The organism is Pseudomonas sp. FSL R10-1350, from assembly GCF_009600525.1.
In the GTDB taxonomy this organism is placed as follows: Bacteria; Pseudomonadota; Gammaproteobacteria; order Pseudomonadales; family Pseudomonadaceae; genus Aquipseudomonas; species Aquipseudomonas helleri.
On the sequence record NZ_WIVR01000122.1, the window covers coordinates 1 to 3,983 of the forward strand.

4 protein-coding genes are annotated in these 3,983 nt (G+C 63.9%); all 4 read right to left on the minus strand.

Annotated features, from left to right (window positions below; genetic code table 11):
• The coding region (locus tag GHO25_RS25170; protein WP_153393255.1) for an ABC transporter ATP-binding protein at window positions 1-610 on the minus strand (610 nt) is incomplete at its 3' end.
• Window positions 607-1,455, minus strand: coding sequence for an ABC transporter permease (locus tag GHO25_RS25175; RefSeq protein WP_153393258.1), 849 nt, complete (start codon window positions 1,453-1,455; stop codon window positions 607-609). The genes GHO25_RS25175 and GHO25_RS25170, both read right to left, overlap by 4 nt.
• The gene (locus tag GHO25_RS25180) at window positions 1,452-2,444 is read right to left on the minus strand and encodes an ABC transporter permease (RefSeq protein ID WP_153393260.1); all 993 of its coding nucleotides are present in this window, start codon (window positions 2,442-2,444) and stop codon (window positions 1,452-1,454) included. Before GHO25_RS25180 ends, GHO25_RS25175 begins: the two co-directional genes overlap by 4 nt.
• Window positions 2,441-3,970, minus strand: coding sequence for an ABC transporter substrate-binding protein (locus GHO25_RS25185; protein ID WP_372240977.1), 1,530 nt, complete (start codon window positions 3,968-3,970; stop codon window positions 2,441-2,443). The genes GHO25_RS25180 and GHO25_RS25185 overlap by 4 nt, the downstream gene beginning before the upstream one ends.
• Window positions 3,971-3,983: the final 13 nt, after the last annotated feature.

The window sequence follows — 3,983 nt, forward strand, 5'->3', positions numbered from 1 at the left end:
TGCGCCGCAGCAAATCGAGGATCTGCCGTTGCGTGGTCACGTCCAATGCCGAGGTCGGCTCGTCCGCAATCAACAGCTTCGGCGCAAAGGCCAGCGCCATGGCGATCACCACACGTTGGCGCTGGCCACCGGACAATTCAAACGGGTAGGCATGGTAGAGCCGCTCCGGGTCCGGCAGGCCGACATAGCCGAGCAGCTCGACAACCCGAGCGCGGCGCTGGGCGCGGTCTTTCACGCCATGGGCCTGCAAGGTTTCGTCGATCTGTCGGCCCACGCTGAGCAACGGGTTGAGCGCGCTCATCGGCTCTTGAAAAACCATGCTGATGTCGCGCCCGCGCAGGGCGCGCATGGCCGGTTCATCCAGGTTGGCGAGGTCTTCACCACGCCAGCGCAGGGTGCCGTGCTCGATTTTTAAAGGTGCTGGCAGCAGGCGCAGCAGGGCCTTGGCCAGCATCGACTTGCCCGAGCCGGACTCGCCCACCACACACAGGCATTCCCCTTCGCGCACGTGCAGCGACACGTCATGCAGCGCATGGCTGCGGTCGCCGCCCGCAGGCAGTGCGATGCGCAGGTGCTCGACGTCGAGCAAAATCGGTTGGGCTGCGCTCATGCTGAGTCTCCAGGGCGACGGGCAGGTTCAAATGCAATGCGCAGACCTTCGCCCACACGGTTAACCGCCAGCACGCAAAACAGAATCGCCAACCCCGGCATCAGGCTCATCCACCAGGCGTCGCGCAGCATCCCGCGCGAGGCGTTGATCATGTAGCCCCAGCTCATGGCATCCGGGTCGCCGAGGCCGAGAAAGGCCAGCGCCGCCTCGGTGAGAATCGCCGTGGCCATCACAAAGCTCAGCGTCACCAGCAACGGCGCCAAGGCATTGGGCAGGATTTGCCGAAACACGATGGCCAACGGCGCTTGCCCCAGCACCCGCGCAGCCTGCACGAATTCACGCTGGCGCAGGCTGAGGAACTCGCTGCGCACCAACCGCGCCACCGCAGGCCAGGCGACCAGCGCGATGGCCAACACGATGGTGCCCAGCGACGGCTCCAGCACCGCCACCAGAATCACCGCCAGCACCAGTTGCGGAATGATCTGGAAGAACTCGGCCACGCGCATCAGCACCGCGTCCAGCCAGCCGCCGAAGTAACCGGCCAATGCTCCCACCAGCAAGCCGTTGAGCAAGGTGGCCAGCGTCGCCAACACGCCCACCGACAGCGACACCCGGGCGCCGTACAGCAAACCTGTGGCCAGGTCGCGGCCCAACATGTCGCTGCCCAGCCAATGCCCGGCCTGGGTAAACGGCGCGAGCATGGGCGTGGTGTTCATCTCCCAGGGCGAGCCCTGGCAGAGCCACGGTGCCGCCACGGCCAGCAGACCCAGCAGCAACAAAAACAGCGCGCCGATCAGCGCCGCAGGTTGCCCGATAAAACGTTGCCACACACTGGAATCCCTCATCGTGCTGCCCCTTCGGCGCCGATGCGCGGGTCGATCAGTCGGCAAGCCAAATCCGTGAGCAGGTTGAAACCGACCACCAACACCGAGATCAGTAAAAAGCCGCCCAGCAACACGCTGTAATCACGTTGGGACAGGGCGTCGTACATCAAGCGGCCGATGCCCGGCCAGGAATACACCACTTCAATCAGCAAGGCGCCGCTGGCCAGTTGCCCCAGTTGCAACCCGGCAAAGGTCACCACCGGCAGCAGCGCGTTACGCAGCACGTGGGCGAAGACGATCCGTGACGGCGCCAGGCCTTTGGCACGGGCCGTGTAGACATGTTCCTGTTGCAACGCCTCCAGGGTGGCGGCGCGGGTCAGGTGCACGTACAACGCGAGGAACAGAAAACTCAGCGACAGGCACGGCAGCACCAGATGGCGCAGCCGGTCGCCCAGCCAGGCGAAGCCGCTCAGGTCGGCGGCGACGGTCTGCATGCCGAACGCGGGCAGCCAGTCGAGCTTGACCGAGAACAACACAATCAACAGCATCGCCAGCCAGAACGGCGGCGTGCCGTACAACAACAGCGCACCATTGGAAATCAGCCCGTCCAGCCAGCGGCGGCGCTGGCGGCTGAGCGCGGCCAATGCGCCAAGGGCCACGCCGAACAGTGACGAGATGACAAACGCCGAGCCCATCAGGCTCAAGGTGGCGGGCAAGCGCTCGGACAACAAGTCCCAGACCGGCGCCTGATTGCGATAGGAATATCCCAGATCCAGGTGCGCCACCTGCCCCAAGTAGTGCAATAACTGCTGGGGCAACGGCTGATCCAACCCCATCTCACTGCGCAACTTGGCGATGTACTGGGCATCGTCCACGCCCGCCTCACCGGCCATCAACTGCGCCGGATCCCCCGGTGCCAAACGCACCAGCAAAAAGCTCAGCACCAGCACGCCAAGGATCATCAGCAGCGCACGCCCAAGGCGCGCGCAGAGGAACCACACGCCGCTCATGGCGCCGGGGCGTCCAGGTAGACGCTCTCGTAGTCTTCGTTAAGGCTGGTGGCGGTTTGCAGCAGGTTTTTCACCTGGCTGTGGAACAGCGTCGGGTAGCGCATCTCAAAGATCGGCGCCACCGGCAGGTCGTCGTTGAGCTTGTGCTCCAGCTCGCTGTACACGCGAGTCCGCTCCGCGCCTTCAGGGGTGTCCGCAACCTTGCTCCACAGGTTGTCGACGTCCGGGTTGCTGTAGCCGCCGACGTTGGCGAACGGCGAGGTTTTGAGGATGTAGTCGGTGCGGTACAGGTAGGCGTTGACCAGGTACGGGTCGCCGATCTGGAAGATAAAGTTGTAGGTCAGGTCAAAGTCCCAATCGCTGACGCGCTGGAACCAGGTCGCCGCGTCCGACGTCACCACCTGCACTTTGAAACCCAGCGGCTGCAAGGCCTGGCGGGTGTACTCGGCCAGACGTTCCCAGGCGCCGCCTTTTTCACCGTTGAGCAAACGAATACGCACCGCACCCACGTCCACCCCGGACTCAGCGATCAGCGCCTTGGCTTTGGCCAGGTCATAGCCGTACTGCGGCAGTTGCGGGTCGTGGTAAGGCGAGCTGGAGGCGAAAGCACCGGGCGAGACCTTGCCCGCACCAAAGAAGATGTTGTCGACGATAAACGGACGGTTCAGCGCATACAGAATCGCCTGACGAACCTTGGGGTTGTTCAGCGGTGGCTTGCGGGTGTTGAACTGCAAGTAGGCCAGCCCTGAGTACAGCTCCCAGCCCTTGTCCGAAGACTCCACGCCCGGCAGTGCGCCCAGGCGCTTGAGATCGGAGTAGTCGGCATCGCCGCTGCGCAGCACCTGCACGTCGTTGCGTTCAAAAGCGGCAGCACGGGAGGAGCCGTCCGGGATCACGTGAAAGACAATCGCGTCCAGGTGCGGCAAGCCTTTCTTCCAGTAGTTAGGGTTCTTCACCAGCTTGATGTAAGCGCCGCGCTTCCATTCCGCAAACATGAACGGCCCGGTGCCCACCGGCTTGAGGTTGTACGGGTTGCTGCGAAAATCGGTGCCCGCGTAGAGGTGCTCCGGGGCAATCGGGCGCAGGCCGCTGCCGAGCAATGACAGGAACGGCGCGAAAGGTTTTTTCAGGTGGAAGACCACTTGGTGCGGCTGGCTGGCGTCGATGCTGTCGAGGTACTCCTCGAACACGCTGGCAATGCGTTTATCGACTTCGGGGTAGAAGGTGCCGAAGCTGAACTTCACGTCAGACGCGGTGAACGGCTTGCCGTCGTGCCATTGCACGTCGGGCTGCAATTCAAAGGTGTAGGTGAGGCCGTCCGGTGACACCGTCCAGCTGCGCGCCAGCACCGGCTTGGGCTTGAGATCGGTGTCAAAGGTCAGCAAGCCCTGGAGGATCTTGCCGCTGACGTATTGGGTCGAGACATGGGTGACCACCCCGTGCATCAGCGACGGCGGCTCGGGCTGGGCGATCAGGTTGAGCACACCGCCGTCTTGCGGGGCGGCGTGAACGCTGGCGGCAAACACCGCGGCGCTGGCC

Excerpts from the sequence above, each read along its gene's own strand:
- GHO25_RS25180 (WP_153393260.1), bottom strand. The coding sequence starts at position 2,444 with ATGAGCGGCGTGTGGTTCCTCTGCGCGCGCCTTGGGCGTGCGCTGCTG.
- GHO25_RS25175 (WP_153393258.1), bottom strand. The coding sequence starts at position 1,455 with ATGAGGGATTCCAGTGTGTGGCAACGTTTTATCGGGCAACCTGCGGCG.